This window comes from Streptococcus sp. 1621 (genome assembly GCF_013276615.1).
GTDB lineage: Bacteria > Bacillota > Bacilli > Lactobacillales > Streptococcaceae > Streptococcus.
On record NZ_VMLJ01000059.1, the window covers coordinates 1 to 1,558 of the forward strand.

Sequence of the window (1,558 nt, forward strand, 5' to 3'; positions counted from 1 at the left end):
TACTTTGAGAAGTTAGCCCAGAGGCTTTTCTTTGAGAATCGGGTGTGGAGCGGTTGACGAATAGGCCAAAAACTAGTAGAATAGTAAGGAAACTTTATACGGAGGAAAGAAATGGATTTGGGTGATAATGAGCTAACACTGACTCCCATACCTGGGAAAAGTGGCAAGGCTTATATGGGTAGCTATCCTGATGGGAAGCGTATCTTTGTAAAAATGAACACCTCTCCAATCCTACCTGGTCTAGCTAGAGAACAAATTGCTCCACAATTATTATGGAGTCGCCGTTTGGCAGATGGGCGTGATATGTGTGCTCAAGAATGGTTGACAGGCAAGATATTGACCCCCTATGATATGAATCGTAAGCAAATCGTCAATATTTTAACCCGCCTACATCGCTCACGTCCTTTGATGACGCAGTTGAGTCGTTTGGGCTATGCCATGGAAACACCTGTAGATTTACTGCAGTCTTGGCAGGAAACGGCTCCAGATGCTTTGCGTAAAAATCATTTTATCAGTGAAGTGATGGCTGATTTACGTCAGACTATTCCAGGATTTAGAGAGGACTATGCGACCATTGTCCATGGAGATGTACGACATAGTAATTGGATTGAGACAGATAGTGGCTTGATTTATTTGGTGGATTGGGATTCGGTTCGCTTGACCGACCGCATGTTTGATGTGGCCCATATGCTCTGCCATTATATTCCAGAACATCAGTGGAAGGAATGGTTGACCTACTACGGTTACAAGTACAATCAAACGGTATTAAATAAATTGTATTGGTACGGTCAATTGTCTTATTTGAGCCAGATTTCCAAGTATTATATGAACCAAGATTTAGAAAATGTCAATCGGGAGATTCATGGCTTGCGTCACTTCCGAGACAAGTATGGAAAGAGAAGATGAGAGTTAGAAATCGTAAAGGGGCGACAGAATTACTAGAGGCAAATCCCCAGTATGTGGTCCTCAATCCCTTGGAAGCCAAGGGGAAATGGCGGAACTTGTTCGGAAACGACAATCCCATTCATGTGGAAGTTGGAAGTGGAAAGGGTGCCTTTGTTTCAGGTATGGCTAAGCAAAACCCTGACATCAACTATATCGGGATTGATATTCAAAAGTCTGTTTTGAGCTACGCTTTGGACAAGGTGCTTGAAGTTGGAGTGCCTAACATTAAGCTCTTGTGGGTAGATGGTTCTGACTTGACTGACTACTTTGAAGACGGTGAGATTGACCGCTTGTATCTGAACTTTTCAGATCCTTGGCCGAAAAAACGCCATGAAAAGCGTCGTTTGACCTACAAGACCTTCTTGGATACCTTCAAGCGCATCTTGCCTGAAAATGGAGAAATTCATTTCAAGACGGATAACCGTGGCTTGTTTGAGTACAGTTTAGTGAGCTTTTCTCAGTATGGCATGAAGCTCAATGGTGTCTGGCTTGATTTACATGCCAGTGATTTTGAAGGCAATGTCATGACAGAATACGAGCAAAAATTCTCAAACAAGGGGCAAGTTATCTATCGAGTTGAGGCAGAATTTTAAGAAAGGTAAATTCCCAAACT

The 1,558-nt window shown here is 42.7% G+C and carries 2 protein-coding genes; both read left to right on the forward strand.

Annotated features, from left to right (window positions below):
- Positions 1 to 111: 111 nt before the first annotated feature.
- Positions 112 to 906, forward strand: a complete 795-nt coding sequence (locus HT697_RS10010) for a phosphotransferase family protein (RefSeq protein ID WP_000363005.1) — start codon at positions 112 to 114, stop codon at positions 904 to 906.
- Positions 903 to 1,538, forward strand: coding sequence for a tRNA (guanosine(46)-N7)-methyltransferase TrmB (trmB, locus tag HT697_RS10015; protein WP_001266103.1), 636 nt, complete (start codon positions 903 to 905; stop codon positions 1,536 to 1,538). Before HT697_RS10010 ends, trmB begins: the two co-directional genes overlap by 4 nt.
- The last annotated feature ends 20 nt before the right edge of the window (positions 1,539 to 1,558 follow it).